This window comes from Lysobacter changpingensis (assembly GCF_017308985.1).
GTDB lineage: Bacteria > Pseudomonadota > Gammaproteobacteria > Xanthomonadales > Xanthomonadaceae > Lysobacter_J > Lysobacter_J changpingensis.
The window spans coordinates 1-20,973 of the sequence record NZ_JADWPE010000003.1 but is presented as its reverse complement, the minus strand read 5'-3'; the positions used below and the strand labels follow the sequence as shown (position 1 = coordinate 20,973).

The 20,973-nt window shown below is 67.9% G+C and carries 17 protein-coding genes and 1 pseudogene; 9 read left to right on the top strand and 9 right to left on the bottom strand.

The window, feature by feature from the left end:
• Positions 1 to 104 precede the first annotated feature (104 nt).
• Entirely contained in the window at positions 105 to 821 is a 717-nt protein-coding gene (locus I4U41_RS07110) for a response regulator transcription factor (protein ID WP_206860459.1), read from the bottom strand.
• 153 nt (positions 822 to 974) lie between these two features.
• Here I4U41_RS07110 and I4U41_RS07105 point away from each other — a divergent pair, with 153 nt between their 5' ends.
• From I4U41_RS07105 to I4U41_RS07095, 3 genes are all read left to right on the top strand, one after another.
• Complete coding sequence (locus tag I4U41_RS07105) at positions 975 to 3,029, top strand: sensor histidine kinase (RefSeq protein ID WP_206860458.1); 2,055 nt, start codon at positions 975 to 977, stop codon at positions 3,027 to 3,029.
• Between the two features lie 112 nt (positions 3,030 to 3,141).
• Positions 3,142 to 3,699 carry a YaeQ family protein gene (locus tag I4U41_RS07100; RefSeq protein WP_206860457.1) on the top strand — a complete coding sequence of 186 codons (558 nt, stop codon included), beginning with the start codon at positions 3,142 to 3,144 and terminating at the stop codon, positions 3,697 to 3,699.
• A gap of 15 nt (positions 3,700 to 3,714) precedes the next feature.
• Positions 3,715 to 4,905 (top strand): BaiN/RdsA family NAD(P)/FAD-dependent oxidoreductase, encoded by a 1,191-nt coding sequence (locus tag I4U41_RS07095; RefSeq protein WP_206860456.1) that lies wholly within the window; start codon positions 3,715 to 3,717, stop codon positions 4,903 to 4,905.
• A 27-nt stretch (positions 4,906 to 4,932) separates the two neighbouring features.
• Here the strand turns inward: I4U41_RS07095 and I4U41_RS07090 are convergent, their stop codons facing one another.
• Positions 4,933 to 6,402, bottom strand: coding sequence for a phytoene desaturase family protein (locus tag I4U41_RS07090; protein ID WP_206860455.1), 1,470 nt, complete (start codon positions 6,400 to 6,402; stop codon positions 4,933 to 4,935).
• A gap of 69 nt (positions 6,403 to 6,471) precedes the next feature.
• Here I4U41_RS07090 and I4U41_RS07085 point away from each other — a divergent pair, with 69 nt between their 5' ends.
• Both I4U41_RS07085 and I4U41_RS07080 read left to right on the top strand, forming a co-directional pair.
• A complete protein-coding gene (locus tag I4U41_RS07085) occupies positions 6,472 to 7,125 on the top strand; it encodes a TetR/AcrR family transcriptional regulator (protein WP_206860454.1) in 654 nt (217 codons plus the stop codon).
• A 17-nt stretch (positions 7,126 to 7,142) separates the two neighbouring features.
• Positions 7,143 to 7,661 carry a GNAT family N-acetyltransferase gene (locus I4U41_RS07080; protein WP_206860453.1) on the top strand — a complete coding sequence of 173 codons (519 nt, stop codon included), beginning with the start codon at positions 7,143 to 7,145 and terminating at the stop codon, positions 7,659 to 7,661.
• Between the two features lie 88 nt (positions 7,662 to 7,749).
• Here I4U41_RS07080 and I4U41_RS07075 read toward each other — a convergent pair whose 3' ends face one another.
• The 4 genes from I4U41_RS07075 to I4U41_RS18620 all read right to left on the bottom strand — a co-directional run bounded on the left by I4U41_RS07075 (position 7,750) and on the right by I4U41_RS18620 (position 11,922).
• Positions 7,750 to 8,409, bottom strand: coding sequence for a hypothetical protein (locus I4U41_RS07075; RefSeq protein WP_206860452.1), 660 nt, complete (start codon positions 8,407 to 8,409; stop codon positions 7,750 to 7,752).
• 166 nt (positions 8,410 to 8,575) lie between these two features.
• A complete protein-coding gene (locus tag I4U41_RS07070; RefSeq protein WP_206860451.1) occupies positions 8,576 to 9,937 on the bottom strand; it encodes a choice-of-anchor Q domain-containing protein in 1,362 nt (453 codons plus the stop codon).
• 43 nt (positions 9,938 to 9,980) lie between these two features.
• Complete coding sequence (locus I4U41_RS07065) at positions 9,981 to 11,306, bottom strand: choice-of-anchor Q domain-containing protein (protein ID WP_206860450.1); 1,326 nt, start codon at positions 11,304 to 11,306, stop codon at positions 9,981 to 9,983.
• Positions 11,307 to 11,376: 70 nt separating this feature from the next.
• Positions 11,377 to 11,922 (bottom strand): AAA family ATPase, encoded by a 546-nt coding sequence (locus I4U41_RS18620; RefSeq protein ID WP_206860449.1) that lies wholly within the window; start codon positions 11,920 to 11,922, stop codon positions 11,377 to 11,379.
• Positions 11,923 to 12,119: 197 nt separating this feature from the next.
• On the opposite strand from I4U41_RS18620, the gene I4U41_RS18560 reads away from it, so the two are divergent.
• From I4U41_RS18560 to I4U41_RS07045, 3 genes and pseudogenes are all read left to right on the top strand, one after another.
• On the top strand, positions 12,120 to 12,536 hold the full coding sequence (locus I4U41_RS18560; protein ID WP_206860448.1) for a DUF1214 domain-containing protein: 417 nt from the start codon (positions 12,120 to 12,122) through the stop codon (positions 12,534 to 12,536).
• A 67-nt stretch (positions 12,537 to 12,603) separates the two neighbouring features.
• Positions 12,604 to 13,911: pseudogene (locus tag I4U41_RS18615) on the top strand (sulfatase-like hydrolase/transferase); the annotation flags it as partial.
• Positions 13,912 to 15,021: 1,110 nt separating this feature from the next.
• Positions 15,022 to 15,795, top strand: a complete 774-nt coding sequence (locus tag I4U41_RS07045) for a bestrophin-like domain (protein WP_206860446.1) — start codon at positions 15,022 to 15,024, stop codon at positions 15,793 to 15,795.
• A 338-nt stretch (positions 15,796 to 16,133) separates the two neighbouring features.
• Here the strand turns inward: I4U41_RS07045 and I4U41_RS07040 are convergent, their stop codons facing one another.
• Both I4U41_RS07040 and I4U41_RS07035 read right to left on the bottom strand, forming a co-directional pair.
• The gene (locus I4U41_RS07040) at positions 16,134 to 17,612 is read right to left on the bottom strand and encodes an amidohydrolase family protein (protein WP_242525091.1); all 1,479 of its coding nucleotides are present in this window, start codon (positions 17,610 to 17,612) and stop codon (positions 16,134 to 16,136) included.
• Between the two features lie 8 nt (positions 17,613 to 17,620).
• Entirely contained in the window at positions 17,621 to 18,271 is a 651-nt protein-coding gene (locus I4U41_RS07035; protein WP_242525090.1) for an ankyrin repeat domain-containing protein, read from the bottom strand.
• 128 nt (positions 18,272 to 18,399) lie between these two features.
• Between I4U41_RS07035 and I4U41_RS07030 the strand changes: the two genes are divergently transcribed.
• The gene (locus tag I4U41_RS07030) at positions 18,400 to 19,257 is read left to right on the top strand and encodes a LysR family transcriptional regulator (protein WP_206860444.1); all 858 of its coding nucleotides are present in this window, start codon (positions 18,400 to 18,402) and stop codon (positions 19,255 to 19,257) included.
• Positions 19,258 to 19,891: 634 nt separating this feature from the next.
• Here the strand turns inward: I4U41_RS07030 and I4U41_RS07025 are convergent.
• Positions 19,892 to 20,278 carry a hypothetical protein gene (locus tag I4U41_RS07025; RefSeq protein WP_206860443.1) on the bottom strand — a complete coding sequence of 129 codons (387 nt, stop codon included), beginning with the start codon at positions 20,276 to 20,278 and terminating at the stop codon, positions 19,892 to 19,894.
• Positions 20,279 to 20,973: the final 695 nt, after the last annotated feature.

Below are 20,973 nucleotides of genomic sequence, written 5' to 3'. Positions count from 1 at the left end.
ATGACGAAATCTTTTCGAATCTATCGAATTCTTCCGAACCGACAGATCGGGCCAAGCGTGCGGCCCGTCGTGCGGCCCGTCGCGTCCGGATCAGACCGATGAAGTCAGGCCGGGTCGACCTGGAACACGTATCCGCTGCGATACAGCGTGCGCAGCGGCAGGCGATGCCCGGCCTGCGCCACCTTCTTGCGCAGCCGGTGCACGAGCATGTCGAGCCGTTGCGGATCGATCTCCTCGCCCGTGCGGTCGAAGCGTTCCAGCAGCGTTTCGCGCGAGACCACGCTGCCGGGCGATTCCATCACGACCTCCAGCAGCAGGCGTTCCTGCGCGCTGAGTTCGACGATGCCGCCGCGCGGCGTGCACAGCGACCAGCCGTCGGCGGTCAGGCGCCACGCGATCGTGGGCGCCACCGGTTTCATGCGCCGCACGACGCTGCGCAGCGTGGCTTCGAGCACGTGCAGGTCGACCGGCTTGGACAGGAACGCATCGGCGCCTTCCGACAGGCTCTGCGCGTGGTCGGCCGGCAGCATGCGCGCGGTGAGCACCACCACGCCGATGCCCGAACTTTCTCGCAGGCGCCGCAGCACCGACATGCCGCTCTCGCGCGGCAGGCCGAGGTCGAGCACGACCAGGTCGAACGCGGTGTGGGTGCTGGCGAGCCAGAAGGCTTCGGCGCTCGCGCAGGCGCTCACCTCGAAGCCGGCGTCGCGCAGGCCGTCGGCCAGTTCCTCGAGCAGGTCCGGGTCGTCTTCGACCAGCGCCACCCGGAGGTTGGCGAGTTCGCGCGGGGCCGTGTCGATGGCGGCAGAACGGTTGGGCATGCGCTCCATGTTACGACCGGAGCCGGCAAGGCGGTCTTTGCCGATTGTGCGGGTTGGATGTGGTATCGATAGCGCCACGGTCCGATGAGGGGTGCCGCGCGGGACGAACCGCAGGCGGCCATCGGACCTCCTTCCGTGCACGTGCCGTCATCCATGTCCTCGCGTCTGCTGTTGACGTTGCTCCTTGCGCTGGCCGCGTGCGCGTGGCCGGCGGGCGCGCGTGCGCAGGCGCATGCTTCCGGCGGGATCGACCTGGCGCCGTACGCCTCCCACCTTGCCGATCCCACCGGCCGGCTCACGTACGACGCGGTACGGCGCATGCCGGCCGAGGCGTTCTCCGGCGGCGGCCCGTTCGAACGCGCGACCTATCGCGACGGCGCGGTGTGGGTGCGCATCGCGCTGCCGGACGACCTCACGCCGGGCACGTGGTGGTTCGTGCCCTGCCCCGCGCGGATCGGTTCGGTGCGGCTGTACGCGGACGGCATCGGCGACGAGGGCCGCGAGCTCGGCGCGTCGACGCCGTTCGTCGAGCGCGACGTTGCGTTCCGCAAGCCGGTGTTCGCGCTGGACGTGCGCGACGACGATGCGCGACCGCGCGTGCTGTTCGTGCGCGTCGCGAGCCAGGGGGCGATCCTGGTCACGCCGCAGCTGTGGCGGCCCGAGGCCTTCGCCGCGATGGCCGGGCGCGAGTACGCGATCTGGGGCCTGTACTTCGGCGCGCTCGGGCTGCTGGTGCTGCTGAACGTGTATTTCTGGTTCGACCTGCGCCGGTCGCTGTACCTGTACTGCGCGATGTACCTGTCGCTGTTCCTGGCGCTGTTGCTGCTGCTGGAAGGCTTCGCCGCGCAGTGGTGGTTCCGCGGCCAGCCGGGCAGCGTCGTGTACCTCACGCGCGCGCTCGCGCTGGTGACGATGGGCTACACGCTGTGGTTCGGCGTGCAGCTGATCGAGATCGGCCGCCGCCTGCCCTGGGCGTACGCGCTGGCCTGCGCGCTGTCGCTCGCGCTGGTGTCGGGCACGGTGCTGCTGCTGTTCCTGCCCGATGGTGTGGTACTGGTCGCGATGCTCTGGCTGCGCGTGCTGTGGCAGCCGGTGTTCGCGTGCCTGCTGGTCATGCAGTGGCGCGCGCGGCCGGACCTGCGCTGGGTCGTCATCGCCTTCGCGGTGCAGGTGGCCGGTTCGTCCGCCGCGATGGGCCACACGCTCGGGCTGCTGCCGAGCAACGAATGGACGCGCCACAGCCTGGATTTCATCGGCCTGGTGCACATGGTCATGCTGAGCGTCGCGCTGATGTCGCGCCTGCGCGATTCCGAGCGCCGCGCGCTGGAGATGTCGATCCGCGCCGAGGCCCGCCTCGACCAGAAGGTGTCCGAACGCACCGCCGAACTCGCGTCGATCAACCGCCGCCTGGAAACCGAGATCGCCGAACGCCGCGCGGCGCAGGCCGAACTCGACGCGGCGCTGCGCTCCGAGCGGGCGACGCACGAGACGCAGCGCGAGTTCGTCGCGATGGTCTCGCACGAATTCCGTACGCCGCTGTCGATCATCAAGGCGGTCGCACAGCGCCTGCGCACGCATTCCTCGCTGGCCGGGGCGGACCTTCAGCAGCGGCTCGCGCGCCTGGATCGCGCGACGCAACGCATGACGGCGATGATCGAAACCTACCTCGCCGACGATCGCATGCGCGAACCGGAAGCCGCGCGCGCCGCCACGCGCTTCGCGCCGCGCACGCTGATCTCCGCGGCGGCCGAACTGCATTCGGCGATGGACGAGCGCCTGGACGCGGTCTGCCACGTCGAACTGCCGGAGGTCGAAGGCGACCTGCCGCTGCTGACCATCGCGCTGTCGAACCTGATCGACAACGCGCTGAAGTACTCGCCGCTGGAAACCACCGTACGGGTGCGCGCGTACCACGCGGGCGACCAGGTGCGCATCGATGTCGGCGATCGCGGCGGCGGCGTCCCCGAGGCCGACCGCGAGCGCATCTTCCAGCGCTACGTGCGCGGCTCCGACGGCAGCGGCCGACCCGGCGCGGGCCTCGGCCTGCATCTGGCGCGCGAGATCGCCCGCCGCAACGGCGGCGACCTGGTGCTCGCCGACGCGGGGCCGGAGGGATCGACGTTCTCGCTGCGGATCCCGTGCGCCGCGCCGCTCGCGGAGGAGGCGCCGGTGCGGGTGCCGGAGCGCGGGGACGAGGTGGTGGCCTGAAGAAGTCGGGATTCGGGATTCGGGACTGACAGGAGCGCGCCCGCATCGCCCGTCGCACACCCGCGAGCGCCTAGAATGCGCGCTCCGCTTTTCCCGCAAGGTATCCCCGCACATGGCGCTCAAGGCGACCGTGGTCAAGGCCGAGCTCCAGCTCAGCGACCTCGACCGGCATCACTACGCGACCTACCCGCTCACCCTCGCCCAGCATCCGTCCGAGACGGACGAGCGGCTGATGGTGCGCGTGGTCGCCTTCGCGCTGTTCGCCAGCGAACGGCTGGAGTTCGGCAAGGGCCTGAGCACCGACGACGAACCCGACCTGTGGCGCCGCGACTACACCGGCGACATCGAGCTGTGGATCGATCTCGGGCAACCCGACGAATCGCGCATCCGCAAGGCGTGCGGACGCGCGCGGCAGGTCGTGGTGGTCAATTACGGCGGACGCGCCGCCGACCTGTGGTGGGACAGGCACGCCTCCGCGCTGGCGCGGCTGGACAACCTCACCGTCATCGACGTCGACGCCGCATCGGTCGAGGCGCTCGGCGCGATGATCGAGCGCAGCATGCGCTTCAACGCGATCGTGCAGGACGGCGAACTGCAGCTGATGGGCGACCGCGCCTCGGTCGCGCTGCGTCCCCGCACGCGCATGGCGCCGGCCGCGCACGCGGCCTGAGATGGCCCGTCCGGCATGAACGCGCATTTCGACGTGATGATCGTCGGCGGCGGCGCCGCCGGGCTGATGTGCGCGCTGACCGCCGGCCAGCGCGGCAGGCGCGTGCTGGTGGTCGAACACGCCAACCGCGTCGGCAAGAAGATCCTGATGTCGGGCGGCGGTCGCTGCAATTTCACCAACACCGGCGCCACGCCGGCGAACTACCTGTCGGCCAACCCGCATTTCTGCAAGTCGGCGCTGGCGCGCTACACGCCGTGGCATTTCATCGACATGGTCGAACGCCACGGCATCGCGTACCACGAGAAGGAACTCGGGCAGCTGTTCTGCGACGAATCGTCCAAGCTGATCGTGAAGATGTTGCTGGACGAATGCGCGCAGGCAGGCGTGCGCGTCGAGACCGGTTGCAGCATCGAGAAGCTCGCACACGGCGACAGCGACGACGCGCGCTTCCGCCTGCACACCACGCGCGGCAACTTCGCGGCGCCCGCGCTGGTGGTGGCGAGCGGCGGGTTGTCGATCCCGAGCATGGGCGCGAGCGGTTTCGGTTACGACCTCGCGCGCCGCTTCGGCCACGCCGTGCTGCCCACGCGCGCGGGACTCGTGCCGCTCACCCTGAGCGGAAAGCACCAGGAACGCCTGGCGGACCTGAGCGGCGTCGCGCTGCCGGTGACGGCGCGCTGCAACGGCGCGGCTTTCAGCAACTACATGCTGGTGACGCATCGCGGCGTCAGCGGCCCGGCGATCCTGCAGATCTCCTCGTACTGGCAACCCGGCGATGACCTGCGCCTGGACCTGCTCCCCGGCCGCGACGCGCTGGAAACCCTGCAGCAATGGCAGCGCGAACGGCCCGCCGCCGAACTCAAGACGCTGCTCGGCGAGGCGATGCCGAAGCGTTTCGCGCAGCGGCTGTGCGAGCACTGGCTGCCCAATCGTCCGATGAAGCAGTACAACGTGCCGCAACTGCGCGAGATCGCGCAGGTGCTGGGCGACTGGGCGCTGGTCGCCAGCGGCACCGAGGGCTATCGCACGGCCGAAGTGACGCTCGGCGGCGTCGACACCGACGAACTCTCGTCCAGCACGATGCAGTCCCGGCGCGTGCCGGGGCTGTACTTCATCGGCGAGGTCATCGACGTCACCGGCTGGCTCGGCGGCTACAACTTCCAGTGGGCGTGGGCGTCGGGGCATGCGGCGGGGAATGCGGTGTAACGACATCGCCGCGGTCGCCGCGCGCCCTCAGCGCATCGCATCGCCAAGCAACGCCTCGGCGCTCTGTATGCCGGACAGGATCGCGGACGGCACGCCATAGCCCGGAAACGTGGTCTGTCCGCCCAGGTACAGGCCACCGATCCGCGTGCGATGCGGGAAGAACCGGTTGGGCGCGACACCGGGCGCGATACCGTAGAGGGCGCCTTCGTACAGGTTCCGCTCGCGCGCGAAATCCCGTGGGTCGAGCACGCGGGTGGTGTCGATGGACAAGCCCGGCAATCGCCGCTGCAACGCTTCGAGATACCGGCCGACCACCGCATCGGTCATCGCCCTGTCCCACTCCGATGCACGCCGGATACCGGTAGCGGGCGCATACAGTTCGATGATCTGACGCCCCGATGGAGCGAGTTCGGGAAGCACCTGCGTCGGCCGCGTGTACGAGAGCCATTGCGGCGTTGCGGCCCCGAGCACGTGCATCGCGCCCTGTTCGCGCATCGACGGGACGTGATTGACGATGAAGGCGTCCGGCGCATGCAGGCCCGAGCAGCCGAGCTGGATCGACACGGCCCGATGCGACAACGGTGCCGCTTCGGCCTTCGCCGCCAGCGAGCGAGGAACCGCATCCGCCGGCAGCAGGCGTTCGAGCACATCGAAGCCGGCGCATGTCGCCACGACGTGGGACGTCCGCATGCGTTCTCCGTCGGCGAGGACGACGCCGCGCACCTGTCCGTGCTCCACCGTGATCTCGCGCACCCACGTGCCGGAACGCACGGGAATCGAACGGCGGCGAAGCTCGCGCTCCAGCGCGGCGGAGATCGCGCCCATGCCGCCGCGCGGCAGGTGAAAGCCTTCCTCCAGCAGCGCCAGCAGTCCGATGATCTGCGTCGAAGGCAGGCGTTCCGGCGGCAGCCCGGTGTACAGCAGCGTGGACGCGACCGCGGCCCGCAGGTCGTCGTCGGAAAAGTACGACGCGATGAGATCGCCCGCATGCCCGCCCATGCGCGGCAGGTATCGCCAGAGCCTCGCGAGCGTGCGCAGCAGCGAAGGCCCTTCGGGCAGCACGTCGGCGACCAGCGTCCGGTAGATCGGACCCCACTGCTCGCGCAGCCTGCGCAGGCCGTCGCGGAGTTCGCGCGTCCGCGGCCCATCGCGCACGCCGTCGACGAACGAGTCCTCCACCGTCGACAGGTGCACCGCCGTTCCGTTCTCCAGGCAGGTGACATGCGGCCGTTCGATCGCGGCGAGCGCAACCTCGTCGTCGAACTCGAGCCCAAGCCGCTGGAACGCCGCACGCAGCAGTGAAGGCACGGCGACGTAGACCGCGCCGTTGTTGAACGTGTAACCGTTCGCGTTCGTGGTCGAACAGCATCCGCCGGTGGCGTCCTGCGCCTCCAGCACGATCACGTCCCTGCCCCGGCGTGCGATGGCGAGCGCCGCCGCCATTCCCGACAGCCCCGCCCCGATGACGATCACCGGAAGTCCTTCTGGATTGCGCATGGATCGGCCCGTTGTGAAATTGGACATTGTCCATTATTGTACGACGTACAAATTCAGTGCAAGGCACACATGACCGGCAACGACCGAGCCGCCCGCAAACGCAGGCAGACCCGCGACCACATCGCCAGCACCGCGCACGCGCTGTTCGAACGCGACGGATACGAGGCCGTCACCATGGAGCAGATCGCCGCGCAGGCGGACGTCGCGCGCGGCACGCTCTACAACCACTTCCCGGTGAAGGAAGCGGTGCTCGTGCACTGGATGCATGGGCAACTGGGCGCCGATCTCCACTCGGTGCTGCAGGATGTCCTGAGCCGGCGCTCCTTCGTCTCACGCGTGGCGACGCTGCTGGAGGCGTCGGCGCAATGGTGGGAAGCGCATCGGCAGTACGCGGCGCCGTACATCCGTCATCGGTTCCAGCAGGTGCGCGACGGCGCGGACGAACAGCACGCGTCCGGCATGATTCCCCTGTACGTGCAGTTGGTGACGCACGCGCAGGAGACCGGCGAACTCAAGGCCGACGTGCCCGCCGAACGCCTTGCGGTGTACCTGCATTTCCTCTATCTGTGCGCCGTCATGACATGGCTGGGCAAGGCGGACGTCGCGCTGGCCGACGAGTTCTCGCACGCGCTGGACTTCTTCATGCAGGGCGCGGCCTACGACGGCCCGGCGGCGAGACGCCCCCGGGCACGCACGCACCGTTCCCCAACCACCCCCACCTGATCGCGAACAGGAGCGACATGATCCATCCCCAGACATTGCTGATCCGCGACGAGCGCCCGGACGACGCCGCCGCGATCGCGCAAGTGACGCGCACCGCGTTCGCCACCGCCGAGCACTCCAGCGGCACGGAGGAATTCATCATCGCGGCCCTGCGTTCGGCCGGACAGCTGTCGCTGTCGCTCGTCGCGCAGATGGACGGTGGCATCGTCGGCCACGTCGCGATCTCGCCCGTGGAAATCTCCGATGGCGCCCGCGACTGGTACGGACTGGGCCCGGTATCGGTGCTGCCGGACTGCCAGGGCACCGGCGTGGGCAGCCGGCTGATTCGCGCGTCGCTGGATCGCCTGCGCGCGTCCGGCGCGCGCGGATGTGTCGTGCTCGGCGAACCGTCCTACTACGGCCGCTTCGGCTTCTCGGCGCACTCCGCGCTCACCCTCGCGGACGTACCGCCCGCCTACTTCCAGGCGCTCGGCTTCGAAGGCCAGGTGCCCGCGGGAACGGTCCGGTATCACGCGTCGTTCGAAGCGACGTCGTAATCCACGCGAACCAGGCGCACCGGGATGACGTCGTGCATCGAAGCGTCATCCCGGCTGCGACCTTTGCCGGTCACGACATGCGGATCGCTCAGCCGCCTTCCGGCGCGCGGAACGTGACCTTTCCATCCGCGTCGAGGACTTCGATCCTCGCCTGCCCCTTGCGATCGACCATGAGCCGGATGCGGTCGCGCCCCTGCGGATCGGCCATCAGGATCTGCGCGTCCTCGTTCTGGTTCTGGATGGCGATGCGCGTGTGCGCCACCTTCCCCGCCGCGATCGGGTCCAGGTTCGCCGGCGGACGCGCGTTGATCGCCAGTCCGGCGAGTGCGTCGCTGCCGTCCGGGCTGATGCGGGTGAGAAGCCCGATCGCGTCGTAGTTCGGGTAATCGAACGCCATCACGTTCATCTTGCCGAAACTCGCATCGCTGGCCGCGACGCCGCCGACTTCGTTCCCCTTGGAGTCGTAGAGCACCAGCCCCGCCGGCGCCATCGCACGCGGGAGCTCGCGTCCTTCGACCTTCGGCAGGGGGAAGCGCTCGGCATTGGAAATCACCATGCGTTTGACGCCGGTCGGATCGACGATGTTGATCCGTTCGACGGTGATCTCCGCGTCCGGATCCGGCGTCTTCGCCGCGGTCAATGCCAGCGCGGCCAGCGCGAGCGTGGTCGCCCCGGCGTACAGCTTGAGGATGCGCACATCGCGCACCAGCCGGGCGTTTACGGCAATTCCTTCCTGAGTCGTAGTCATGCATCCATCCTTTGGTCACATCACTGGGCGCATGGCGGCGACGACTGCCATGCCGTGGGACTGCGATCGTCTGGTGCAACGGACGCGCGGCGGGCGGTACCCGCCCCGGTCCGGAGTGGACATTAGCATCGCGCGAGGCCGGCCCGGCCGGTCCGCGAACGCCCCCTCAACGCTCGATCGCCCCGATGTCCGGGAAGGCGCCCTTCACGCGCGGGAATCCCGGCCCACGCTGGTCGTACGCGCGGCTGAGGAAATTGTTGCCGTGATCGATCGCCGGACTGCCGGACAGCAGCATGTGCGTGCGCGAGGGCCCGCCGTTGCTGCTCAGCGGCGCCAGGCGCGGATCGGCGGTGATCGTGTCGGCGGGCACGGCGACGTTCGCGCGGACGATCAGGTTGTCGGCGCCGAGGATCGCCGGCGCATCCATGCCCACGTCGTAGCCCACCCCGTTCGTGCAGGGGTTGTTCGCCACGATCGTGCTGTACAGCGTCAGCGTATCGGCCCAGAGCGCGCCGCGCTCCTCGCACGGCGGCGTGGGCGGATCGTCGCCCCATTTCGCGATGTTGAAGGCGATGGTGCTGTTGTTGATCCGCGCATCGCCCTCGATGTAGGCGGCGCTGGCGATCACGGCTTCGTTCCCCGAGAAGGTGCTGTCGACGATCGTGCGCGCGCCGACGCCATCGGCATACAGCCCGCCGCCGAGCGGCCATTGCGACCACGGCGGATCCTGATGGAGGCGATTGTTCGAGAACGTGGATTTGTTGACGAGCAGGTCGCCGGTTTCGAGCAGCAGGCCGCCGCCTTCCCTGCCGCCGTCGTTGTCGCGAACGGTCGAGTAGGTCACGCTCGCGCCCTGCCCCGCGCGCACGCCGCCGCCGTAGAAGGCGTAGTTGTCGAAGACGTGGCTGTACAGCAGCGTCACGCGGCCTTCCGCATCGATGCCGCCGCCGGTCGAGTTCGACGTGGCGACGTTCAGGAACACCGAACTGTGCGTCACCGTCACGTTGCCGAGCGCGTTGATGCCGCCGCCGGCCGCCGCCGGCGAATCGAGCCAGCCGCCGGCCGCGTTGCGGCAATGGTGGATGCGGGTCAGGTGCAGTTCGACGTTGCCGTCCGAGGCGATGCATCCGCCCCGGCTCACCTCGCCCGGAACGGGATCGAGATCGCCCCACGCGACGGTGAGGTCCTGGAGGCGCAACGTCCCCGTGCCGGTGTGCCGGAGCACGCGCGACGACTGGCGCGCATCGAGCGTCATCGCATCGCGGCTGCGGCCGATCAGGGTGAGGTTGTTCTGCGCGATCGCGATCTCGCCGCTGGTCAGCGCGATGCGCGTGCACGCCAGCGAACGCAGGTCGATGACGTCGCCGCTCAGCGCGCCGGCGATGACGCCGCGCAGGCTGCCGGCGCCGCTGTCGTTGCAGTTGGCCACCACGCGCGTGGCGGCCTGCGCGCCGGCGACGGGAAGGAATGCGCCGGCCGCGAGCGACGCGGCGCACAGCAGCATCGAAGTGGATGCATGGCGGGACATGAGCGGGCTCCTCGTGTGCCATCGGCGGTTGCCAAGCGCGGCGTCACGGTCTCGGCGCGGGCCTCTCGACGGCGCCGATCTCGGCGAACGCCCCCTGTACGCGCGGGAATCCCGGACCGCGCTGGTCGTACTGGAGGTTCTGCGGATTGCTGCCGCGATCGATCGCGGGGCTGCCGTGCTCGGGCGCATGGGTCGGCGTCGGGCCGCCGTTGTTGAACAGTGGCGTGAGCAGCAGATCGCTGCTCACGATGGTGCCGGGCGGCAGCGGCGCGAGCGACGCTCCGACCAGGTTGTGGCTGCCGGTGACCGGCGCGTTGTCGAACATCGCGCCGATGTCGACGCCGCCCGACGGACACAGGTTCCCGGAGACGATCGTGCTCTCCATGTGCAGTTCGAGCGTCGGATCGAGCGCACCGTTGCATTGCGGATTGCGTTCCTCGTTCGCGGTGATCGTGCTGTTGAGGATGCGCGTGCGCGCGGGCAGCGAAGCGCCGCTGTAGTAGCCGATGTTGCCGGAGATCGTGCTGTCGATGATCAGCGCCGGATCCGGCGCGCCTCCGGCGTCCACCCCGCCGCCCCAGCCGGTGGAATGGTTGGTCGCCACGGTGCTCTTGTTCAGCAGCAGGCTCAGCTCCGCCGGTTGCTGTGCGGAGATGTAGATGCCACCGCCGCCGCTCGCCACGTTGTTGCGGACCAGCGAATAGGTGGCCGCCACCGAATTGGCGTACACCCCGCCGCCGAAGTACGCCGAACTGCCCAGCACCTGGCTGTAATGCAGGTTGATGTGTCCCCACGCATGCAACGCGCCGCCGTTGCCGGCTTCGGCCAGGTTCGCGTGGGCCCGGCTGTGCGCGAGCAGCACGTTGCGCGCGCTCACCGCGCCACCGTAGGCCCATGGATCCAGCCCGCCGCTCGCGATGGCCTGGCAATGGTGGATCGCCGAACTGATCAGCTCGACCGTGCCGGCCGACGCGATGCATCCGCCCTCGGCGACGCTCGCGGCGATGCGGCCATTGGCCACCGTCATGCGGTACACGCGCAGCGTGCCCGTGCCGGTGTGCCGTATCGCGCGGCCGTTCGCGTTGGCGTCCAGCGTGAGCGCGTCGCGGTTGCGTCCGAGCAACGTCAACGACGCCTGCGGAACCACCAGCTGCCCGGACGTCAGCAGGATGCGCGTGCACGCGAGTCCGAGCAGGTCGATGTTGTCGCCGCTCTGCGCAACGGAGATTGCGTTGCGCAGGCTGCCCGCGCCGCTGTCGTTGCAGTTGGCGACCACGCGCGTGGCGGCGTGGGCGGGCGACGGAAAGCCGCCGGCGGCGATCAGCGCCGCGAGCGCGGCGGGCGCGAAACGAAGTGGATGCGCGTACATGGTCCCCTCCCGGGCAGTGGACGACGCACCGGCCGAGTATCGTCCCGCCCGAGGGGAAAGGCACGCTTGTTCATGGTGAACAGCGGCGCTGTCGCGCAGTGTTCACGAGGCTGAGTGATGGAGGTTTCGTGACTTGCGGTATGGACGATGTGCGGAGCGGTTGAGCTCGCCACGTCGCGGCAGATGCACGATGCGGGCCTTTGCATGGGGCAGCACCCACGCGCTGCTTTCGGCCAGAGGCGGACTTCCTGCGAGCCCCTGCGCAACGGCAAGGCGCCACCTCAATCGCGCATCCCGATCTGCTGGAGAACGAACGCCACCCGCGCTTCGACCGACACCTGGGGATCACGCAGCAGCGGTATCCCTTTTCCGTATACGCGGTCACGGTGCGTTCGAACGATCGTTGCGCACGCTCGAAGTCCACCCGTCGCCAGCGATCGCGCGTGTGGATCGCAGGCCACGGTTGCGCGACAAGCGCGGTATCCGCATGGCGGCGGCGTTCCGCTTCCTCGTCGAACCCGCAATGATCGGCGGTTCGTCGCGCTCGACTCGTGCGGGCACGCGTTGCCGCGTATCCGCGCGCGACCGGCTCACCGGCGGGCGTGATGACGCACACCAGAAGCCCTCACTCCAGAACACGACGCGCGATCCTGTTAACGTCCGTATGCCCGGTCTTCACGCAGGACGATGCGACTATGCGCGGCGTGGCGCGCCGTCGCTACGTAAATCGGGCAAATATTCCCGCCTGTCCGGAGAAGGCATGGTCGGCCTTGTCTGTTCCGAATTCGACGAGTTCGCCGATGCGCCGCGGGCGTGGACGGGCGCTACCTGCCCCTCCAGGCCGCGAGCCAGCCGTGGCGCCTGCGCGCGGTCGAACCGGGCGCGGTCATGCTGATGCACGGCGACGATGTCGCTGGAAACTTCGATCGAGCCGCTTGCCTGGCGGACGTCGGCACGCTGTTCGTTCCGTTGGGTTCCTCGCACGCGTTGACCGTCAACGGCGTCGACCCGGGCCAAGGCACGGCTGCGAGGCTGGCGCCAGGTGCGGGCTTCGGCATGCATGCGCATGGCCACAGCGTGACCTTCCCGGCGGGCCGGAAACCGCCGGTGAACGGCTGCTGGTCGCTCACGCGCTACAACGACAAGCACCTGTTCCATCGCAACGCGCTCAACCGTTGTTCGGTGGGCACCAGGAACAAGAAGCTCAAGCGCAAGGACGAGCGCACGTAACCGCGCGCGGCGAAGTTCCCCCATCGCGCACTACCGAGCGTGCGTGAACAACTCAGGAGGCAGGATCATGGCGAGGAAACCGTTCAAGGGCGTCATCAAGCTCGACGTTCGCGATTCCACCCCGGACTGGGACCCGTACACCCCACCGAAGGCGCCGGACGGTGCGCCCAACATCCTGATCATCCTGTACGACGACACCGGCCAGGCCGCGTGGGAGCCGTATGGCGGGCGCATCCACATGCCGACGCTGCAGCGGCTCGCCGACGGCGGGCTCACCTACACGCAGTGGCATACGACGGCGTTGTGCTCGCCGACGCGCTCGACGTTCCTCACCGGACGCAACCACCATCTCAACGGCATGTCGTGCATCACCGAAGGCGCGCAGGGCTATCCCGGCTGGAGCGGGCGCACGCCCGAGGAATGCGCCACCATCGGCCAGGTGCTGCAGGAAAACGGCTTCAGCACGTTCTGGCTGGGCAAGCAGCACAACGTGCCCGAGCAGGACATCTGCGCCGGCGGCAACCGTTCCGAATGGCCGGTGCAGAAGGGCTTCGACCGCTTCTACGGATTCATCGGCGGCGAGACGAACCAGTGGTATCCGGACCTGGTCGAGGACAACCGGTTCATCGACCAGCCTTACGGGCCGGAGGACGGCTATCACCTGTCGAAGGATCTGGTCGACCAGGCGCTGCAGATGATCCGCGACCAGAAGGCGAGCAATCCGTCCAAGCCGTGGTTCATGTGGCTGTGCCCGGGTGCGAACCATGCGCCGCATCATGCGCCGAAGGAATACGTCGACAAGTACAAGGGCAAGTTCGACGACGGCTACGAGGCGTACCGCGAATGGGTGATGCAGCGGATGATCGAGCGCGGCATGCTGCCGGCCGGAACGAAGCTCACGCCGATCAATCCGGTTCCCGACGGCGTGGCGAACGTCGCCGATGCGGTGCGGCCGTGGGATTCGCTCAACGATGAGGAAAAGCGCCTGTTCGCGCGCATGGCCGAGGTGTATGCGGGATTCTCCGAATACACCGACACGCAGATCGGCCGCATCATCGATTACCTCGAACAGAGCGGCCAGCTGGAGAACACGCTGGTGTTCTATTGCGCCGACAACGGCGCATCGGGCGAAGGCAGCCCGTCGGGTTCGGTCAACGAGAACAAGTTCTTCAACAACTATCCCGACGAACTGTCCGAAAACCTGAAATACCTCGACGTGCTCGGCGGACCCGAGACCTACAACCACTACCCCACCGGCTGGGCCGTGGCGTTCTCCACGCCCTACCCGATGTTCAAACGTTATTCGCAGTACGCCGGCGGCACCGCGTGCCCGATGGTCATCCACTGGCCCAGGGGCATCAAGGCCAAGGGCGAGGTGCGCAACCAGTACCATCATTCGGTGGACCTGGTGCCGACCATCCTGGAGGCCTGCGGACTGGAAATGCCCAAGGTCTACCGCGGCGTGGAGCAGTATCCGCTGTCGGGCATCTCGATGCGCTATACCTTCGACGCCACGCCCGAAGCGCCGACCCGGAAGAAACGCCAGTACTACGCCATGCTCGGCACGCGCGGCTTGTGGGAAGACGGCTGGAAAGTCGCGGCGCTGCACGCACCGCTCACCGGCAAGGGGCATTTCGACAAGGACCAGTGGGAGCTGTTCCATGTCGACAAGGACCGTTCGGAATCGACGAACCTCGCCGACCAGCATCCGGAGAAGGTCGAAGCGCTGGTGAAGGCGTGGTTCGAGGAAGCCGAGAAGAACAAAGTGCTGCCATTGGACGATCGCAGCGCGGCCGAACTGCTGGGCGTGGAGCGCCCCACCGAAGAGCCGCCGCGCGAGCGCTACATCTACTACCCGGGCACCTCGCCCGTGCCGGAAGGCGTGGCGGTGAACACGCGCGGGCGTTCGTACAAGATCCTCGCGGACGTGGAGATCGCCGACGCCGACTGTTCGGGCGTGATCTTCGCGCACGGTTCGCGTTTTGGCGGGCACGCGTTGTTCATCAAGGATCGCAAGCTCTACTACGTATCGAACTTCCTGGGCATCAAGCCGGAGCAGAAGTTCGTGTCCAAGACGCAGCTCAAACCCGGCCGCTATACGCTGGGCATGGAGTTCACCCGCGAGGAGGCCGGCCCGCACGGCGAATCGCTGGGCTCCACGCGCCTGTACGTCAACGACCAGGTGGAAGCCGAGGGCAGGATGAAGACCCAGCTGGGCAAGTTCACGCTGTCGGGCGATGGCCTGTGCATCGGCCGCGACAGTGGCGACGCGGTAAGCGAGGAGTACATTACGCCGGGTGACTTCAAGGGCGGACGCATCCAGTTCGTCGGCGTCACGGTCGAGAAGGCGCAGTACCTCGACCTGGAGAAGCTCGCGGCGGCGGCGATGGCGGCGGACTGAGCGTCGGCTCTCGCATCGACGCGTTCCTGTCGCACTGCGCTGCCCAGGCGGCGCAGTGCGTTCGTCAAGCTGTCGGGAGGCTGGATGGGCACGTACTCCTCGTCGTTCCCCTATGCGCCGCTGTGGCTGCTGGCGCTGGTGTTCTTCGCGAGCCTGATCGTCGCGCGCGAGGTCGGCGCCTACGTGCGACGGCGTCGCGGTTCTTCCGCGACGGACACCGACGCCTTCGCGATGACCTCGGTGCTTGGCCTGTTCGCGCTGCTGATCGGCTTCACCTTCTCCATCGCGCTGTCGCGCTACGAGGAGCGCCGCGTACTGGTGGTGAAGGAAGCCAATGCGCTCGGCACGACGTGGCTGCGCACGCAACTGCTCGATTCACCCGACCGCGAGCGCATGCAGGCGCAGCTGCGGCGCTACGTGGACGCGCGGCTCGCCTTCGGCAAGGCGCGCAATGCGGACGAGGAATTGCAGCAGCAGCGGCGTACCGAAGCCCTGCAGAACGAGCTTTGGACGACGCTGATGTCGGCCACCGCGTCCTTCCGCGACACGCCGCGCGCATCGCTGCTGGTGAGCACGACCAACGACTCCATCGACCTGGCCGCCGAACGCTTCGCCACGCGCCAGGCGCACGTCCCGCCGCGCATCCTGCGCATGCTGTGGCTGTTCGCGCTGCTGGCCGCGGCGATGGCCGGCTACGAACGCGCTTCGCACCGCAGGTCCACCACGTTGCTGCTTGCGCTGTTCACGCTGGCGGCGGCGTTGGTGATCGATCTGGATCGGCCATCCACCGGGATGATCAATGTGCCGCAGCAGCCGATGCTGGATCTGCGGGACTCGATGGGGCCTGGGCGGCCGTAGCGCTGTAATCACGCTGCCTGGCGCGTTGGCGCTGCCGGCTATCCGTCCGGCGGCGGCTTCGCACTGCCGTCCGGCTCGCGAAGCCCCGCCTCGATTTCTTCCACGACCCTGGCGCCAGACGAGGGCCACCCGCTTTCCATCGGACCGACGCATCCCCAGCAATCACCGCCGCAATCGATCGAAAGCGGATCCGCTGCAATTCCGAGCGTGCGACCGCAGAGGTTGCAGCGGGAATTCAACGTCGATCCATCCTCGAGCAAGAGACAGCCAGACGACCCGGAAGCATGCGCGGCATCGGTCGGAAGCGGACATTAGCATCAACATCCTCCTTGCCGGCGTTACCCTTCCGCAGGCATCGCAGCAACACGCTTGCGGACATCTTCCAGCATGCCATCCAACGCCTCACGGTCGTGGACCTCGCCTCGCAGAATGACGGTGTCGATGCGGCGGATCGCGCCGATGTCCTTCGTCGGGTCCGCATCGAGCAGCACCACGTCGGCGGCCTTGCCTTCCACCAGGGAGCCGTGCGTCGCGTCCTTGTGCAGGAAACGCGCGCCGTTGATCGTCGCCGACTGCAACGCCTGGAGCGGCGTGAGGCCGTATCGCACGAACAACGCCAGTTCCTCGTGCAGCGCGATGCCCGGGTAGTTGAACGAATTGAGGAAGCCGGCATCGGTGCCCGCGAGGATCGTGACGCCGGCCTCCTGCAACAGCGGCAGGATCGCCGCCTGCGTTTCGAAGCGCCGGTGGCGACGGGCGATGGCCGCCGCATCGTCCTTCGATGCGCGCTCCACGCGCCACGCGTACGTGGCCTGCAGGCCGGGGCCGATGTACTTGAGGTAGTCGTCGCTGGCGTGGTCGTTCTGGTCCAGGTACGCCGTGACGAGACTGCCGTTGAGCGTCGGCGTCACCGCGGTGCCGTTGCGGGCAAGCCGGCGATACGCCACGCGTGCCGATTTCTCGTCGAACGTCGCGTCGACCTGGTCCCAGACGCCGCGCGAATCCAGTTCGCCCGCCCCGAAACGCCGGCTCAGTCCGGCCTCGCCCGGGGCGCCCGCCTTGTACGCGTAGGCGATGTGCTCGATGGACCCCAGGCCCGCGTCGCTGGCCTGCGCGACCGGAACGGCCATCGGAATGTGCGCGGAACTGATCATGCCGCGCGCCTTCACCTTCTCCAGCGCCTTCAGGAACAGCGCCGGGCTCAGCGTGTTGTCGGTGATCTTGATGAAGTCCACGCGCTCGGCGGCGAGGCGGTCGAGGGCCTGGTCGAGTCCGGCTTCGCTGTCGATCTCGATGTCGCCGGGCCAGATCGAGTCCTTGCCTTCGATCTTCGGCCCGGAGGTGAAGATCGTCGGCCCGGCTTCGCGCCCTGCCGCGATCGCGTCGCGCCACTGGAAGACGCTGGGGCTGAGATCGCCGGCGGCGTCGCGCACCGCGGTGATGCCATGGGCGACGTACAGCGGCAGCAGGGCGCGGTTCTCCTCGATCAGCTTCTCGCCGCCGCCGAAGTGGACGTGCATGTCCCACAGGCCGGGGATCGCGTACTTGCCGCGGCCGTCCACGATCCGGCGCGCTTTGCGGTCGGGCTTCGCGGCGGTTCCGGTGATGGCGACGATGCGCCCGTCGCTCAGCGCGATGTCGCGGTGCGCGTGGCGTTTTCCGTCCACCACGTCGATGAGGGTCACATCGCACACCAGCACGTCGACCGGTTCGGAGGCCGCTTCGCGCGCCAGCAGCGGCCCTGCCGCGAGCATCGACAGGGTGAACGCCAGCAGCCCGCGGGCACAGCCCCGCAGGGCATGATCGATGGATGTCATGGCGCGACTCATCGCGCACCCTCCTCTGCCAGGATCGCTTCGATCCCGGTGTAGCCCAGCCGGCGCGCATGCTCCATCGGCGTCACGCCTTCGCGATCGGCGATCGCCTGATCCGCGCCCGCCTCCAGCAGCAAACGCACGATCGCCTGATGACGTTCGCCTCCGTCGCCGAGGATCACCGCCTCGAGCAGCGCCGTCCATCCCAGCCGGTTGACGTGGTCGACGTCGACGCCGGTGTCGATCAGCCTGCGCACGGTTTCCACGTGGCCGCGTTCCGCAGCCGGAATCAGCGCCGTGCCGCCATAGCGGTTGGTGCTGCGCAGGTCCGCGCCGTGCGCGAGCGTCAGTTCGAGGATCTCCAGGTGCCCGCGCGCGCCCGCGTACAGGTACGGGCTGTCGTCGATCGCGTCCTTCGCATTCACGTCGGCACCGGCGCCGATGAGCACACGCGCGGTCTCCACGCGGCCGCCGTGCGTCGCGGCGAGCAGCGCCGTGCGTCCGCGCCAGTCGCGCTGCTCGATATCGGCGCCATCGCGCAGCAGCCGCTCGACCGTGCGCGTATGGCCCGACTCCGCGGCCTCCACCAGCAGCGTGTCCTTCGACAGGGCGAACCCCGTCGCCATTGCCGCCGCCGAGGCGACGCCCACCATCGTTGCCATGATCTTCGCTCCCGAACGCATGCGTGCTCCAGTCGTGCCGACTGCGACCATGGAGCAAGCCTAGGAGTCGTCCCGCATCATTGTAAAATTAAATAAATCCATCCGCCCCAGTGGAGAATCGAATAGCCATGTACGATCCCACGCTGCTGCGCGCCTTCGTCGCCGTGGTCGAACAGGGAGGTTTCACCCGCGCGGCCGAGACGCTGCACCTGACCCAGTCGACCGTCAGCCAGCAGGTGAAGCGCCTGGAACAGGACACCGGGCACGTCCTGCTGGACCGCAGCGGCCCGCAAGCGGCCACGACCGAAGCCGGCGAACGCCTGCTGGGCTACGCGCGACGGTTGCTGGCGCTGGGGACGGAAGCGCGCGCCGCCATGGGCCAGGCGCCGCGGCAGGAGGTCATCCGCATCGGCCTTCCGGAAGACCTCGGTGGACGGGCACTGACGCCCACGCTCGCCGCGTTCTCACGGCGCCGCGGCGCGGTGGTGCGGCTCGAAGTCACCAGCGGCCTGAGCAACGACCTGATCGCGCGGTACGCACGCGGCGAGTTCGAACTGATCCTGGCGAAGCAGCGTCGTCCCGGCGGCGTCCGCGCGTGGCCGGAGAAACTGGCGTGGGTGGACAGCCTCCGCCACCCCTGCCTGGACCGCGATCCCGTGCCGGTGGCCGTGTTCCCGGAAGGCGGCCTGTACCGCGAGGAGATCTTCGGCTGGCTCGATGCGCAGCGCCGGAACTGGCACGTGGCCTACAGCAGCCCGAACCTCGCGAACCTGCAGGCGGCCGTCGGCGACGGCCTCGGTCTCAGCCTGCTGCCGCTGCGCGCGGTGCTCTCTTCCCATCGGCTGCTTGGAAAGAAGGAAGGCTTCGCGCAGTCGCCCGCGCTCTGGCTGGCGATGCACCATCCCGCCGGCGCGTCTCCCGCGACGCTCGAACTGGCGACGAGCCTTGCGCTGAGGTGCGATGAGCTTGCGAAGGTGGGGGATTGAGGCGGCCAGGGGCGACACCTCTTCAGCATCGTTGCGCCGACGATCGAGGCGACGTCGGCTATCGGCCCGGAGCGGACGCCTCACGTTCGAAGCGTTCGCCGGCAGTGCGGTCCTGCCGGCATTCGTCCATCGCCGCAGGTCGATCCTTCCACTCGTGGTAGACGTTGTAGCCGAAGCACACGTGGTCGCAGCCGCCTCCCACGTTCCGGCCGTCCGGGCTGGCCAGGCAGGTCAGCACGCAGTCGACAGCAGGCGTACATTGCGCAGCGCCCAGCCTTGCCGCGAGACAGGATTGATACGGATTTAGCTCATGCTGTGGTCGTTGCCGGCATTGGTGAAAGTGCCCGATGTCCCCGACGTCCGGAGGGGGCGGGAAGTGCTGTGCTGAAGTGATCGATTGCTCCGGTGCCTTTCCCGTCACCCTCGAAGTATCCCGCGAGCACCCGGCGCACAGGAACGCAACCAGCGTGAACAGCACCGCGGCCGAGGCTCGTCCTGCGGATGTTTCAGCGCGCTCCATCGGTCATCCTCCATGAAATACGAATGTCCGGTATGCGTCGACCACGAACATTGGCACTGCTCGCCCGCCCGTCCTGTCCCGCATGTCCGCTATCGGCCAGGAGCGGACATACACTCATTCGCCCTTGGAGACCCGGCTGGCACCCGTCCTACGGTTCACCGTGACGTTGAAGAAGCAGCCAGGTGGCGGCAACGGTTTGCAGTGATAGTAAAAGGACCACTCGCTCCCGTCTTCCGAGAGTGATCTCGGAAACGGGTCCAACTCGTATCTGGCAAGGTCGTATCCGTGAGCCTCCGCGGCCTTCCTTGCAACGGCCAGCGCCTCATCGCGACTCAGGGCCACACCGCTGTCCTGAGGGCTTCTGAGGATCGCGGCCCGCTCCTGTTCCGCGAAGGTTGATCCGGAAGCGAGCACCAGGATGGCTGTCAGCACCCGCTTCTGCATCAGAACACCTCGATTTTGGATTGTCCCGCCTGTCCGCTTCGGGTCGGAAGCGGACATTAGCACTGCGAGCCCACTTCGACCGCCGCACTGTCCGCTATCTGCCAGAAGCGGACGTTCCTCGCTGCGCCTTTCTATCTCCAGCAAGACGCAGCAACAGGTTTCTTACGTGGCTCGTTCTCTGCATCTGCAAGGACTTGCTCGACAAAACGCCTGTGCGTTCTTTCACTTGGTGGCTGCAGCGCCTCGTGTACCGCGGAGAGCTGTCCGGACAGGTTCGAAAGCGCTATCAGCTGTTCAAATTCCGCGCACGATGGGCCCTCAGCAATGAAAAACCGCCTACAACTATCGAGCGTTTCCTTGAAACCGCTGGCAGATTCGATGGTTTTGCGGACCTCATCAGCGCCATTAGGACGCGCGAGCGTTTGGCGCAGCTGTTTAACCAGACTGAGCTGGTCCTCCACGACCTTACCTAATCGGGAGCACTCATCTGGCGGCCGTACGCAACCAGAAATCACCGCGAGGCTCATGAGCAAAACAATTCGGAGCACTGCCCCTACCAGTCCGAGTCGCATCCCAGATCCAATGTCCGCTTCGGGTCGAAAGCGGACATTAGCAGCCCGGCTGCCGAACGTCCGCTATCGGCCAGGAGCGGACACGCCGGCTGACCAGGCCCTGCGCTTCAGAAGCTAGCGCGAAGCCCTATGCGATAGCGCCGGATTTCGTCGGACTCTTCCCATTCGGCCACCACGCCC

Bases quoted from the DNA above. Each gene is read 5' to 3' on its own strand.
- I4U41_RS07110 (WP_206860459.1), bottom strand. From the start codon at position 821: ATGCCCAACCGTTCTGCCGCCATCGACACGGCCCCGCGCGAACTCGCC.
- I4U41_RS07105 (WP_206860458.1), top strand. From the start codon at position 975: ATGTCCTCGCGTCTGCTGTTGACGTTGCTCCTTGCGCTGGCCGCGTGC.
- I4U41_RS07100 (WP_206860457.1), top strand. From the start codon at position 3,142: ATGGCGCTCAAGGCGACCGTGGTCAAGGCCGAGCTCCAGCTCAGCGAC.
- I4U41_RS07095 (WP_206860456.1), top strand. From the start codon at position 3,715: ATGAACGCGCATTTCGACGTGATGATCGTCGGCGGCGGCGCCGCCGGG.
- I4U41_RS07090 (WP_206860455.1), bottom strand. From the start codon at position 6,402: ATGCGCAATCCAGAAGGACTTCCGGTGATCGTCATCGGGGCGGGGCTG.
- I4U41_RS07085 (WP_206860454.1), top strand. From the start codon at position 6,472: ATGACCGGCAACGACCGAGCCGCCCGCAAACGCAGGCAGACCCGCGAC.
- I4U41_RS07080 (WP_206860453.1), top strand. From the start codon at position 7,143: ATGATCCATCCCCAGACATTGCTGATCCGCGACGAGCGCCCGGACGAC.
- I4U41_RS07075 (WP_206860452.1), bottom strand. From the start codon at position 8,409: ATGACTACGACTCAGGAAGGAATTGCCGTAAACGCCCGGCTGGTGCGC.
- I4U41_RS07070 (WP_206860451.1), bottom strand. From the start codon at position 9,937: ATGTCCCGCCATGCATCCACTTCGATGCTGCTGTGCGCCGCGTCGCTC.
- I4U41_RS07065 (WP_206860450.1), bottom strand. From the start codon at position 11,306: ATGTACGCGCATCCACTTCGTTTCGCGCCCGCCGCGCTCGCGGCGCTG.
- I4U41_RS07045 (WP_206860446.1), top strand. From the start codon at position 15,022: ATGGGCACGTACTCCTCGTCGTTCCCCTATGCGCCGCTGTGGCTGCTG.
- I4U41_RS07040 (WP_242525091.1), bottom strand. From the start codon at position 17,612: ATGACATCCATCGATCATGCCCTGCGGGGCTGTGCCCGCGGGCTGCTG.
- I4U41_RS07035 (WP_242525090.1), bottom strand. From the start codon at position 18,271: ATGGCAACGATGGTGGGCGTCGCCTCGGCGGCGGCAATGGCGACGGGG.
- I4U41_RS07030 (WP_206860444.1), top strand. From the start codon at position 18,400: ATGTACGATCCCACGCTGCTGCGCGCCTTCGTCGCCGTGGTCGAACAG.
- I4U41_RS07025 (WP_206860443.1), bottom strand. From the start codon at position 20,278: ATGTCCGCTTCCGACCCGAAGCGGACAGGCGGGACAATCCAAAATCGA.